A 223-nucleotide genomic window follows, 5' to 3' on the forward strand; every position below is an offset into this window, starting at 1 on the left:
CGAGTCATTCAGCCCTGTGCTACTGCGGCTTGCCGCCGGTTTTGGCGAACCAGACTTGACCCCGACTTGGGGCAGACTTGACCCTGACTTGCCTTCATTTGAGCCAGACTTTCACCCGTCATATTCACACTTTCCTTTCTGGCTTTCGGGTTCGTTGATGAAGGGGCAGTACGGTACGACGGCCTGATTTTTAGGGGGCCGGAACAGTCCTTTTCAGGCTGTC

Annotated in this window: 1 protein-coding gene; it reads left to right on the forward strand. The window is 55.2% G+C overall.

The window, feature by feature from the left end; all coding sequences use genetic code 11:
• Positions 1-187: hypothetical protein (locus tag ABR397_RS25755; RefSeq protein WP_350307963.1), on the forward strand; the 187-nt coding region annotated here is incomplete at its 5' end.
• Positions 188-223: the final 36 nt, after the last annotated feature.

The organism is Photorhabdus viridis (genome assembly GCF_040256935.1).
In the GTDB taxonomy this organism is placed as follows: domain Bacteria; phylum Pseudomonadota; class Gammaproteobacteria; order Enterobacterales; family Enterobacteriaceae; genus Photorhabdus; species Photorhabdus viridis.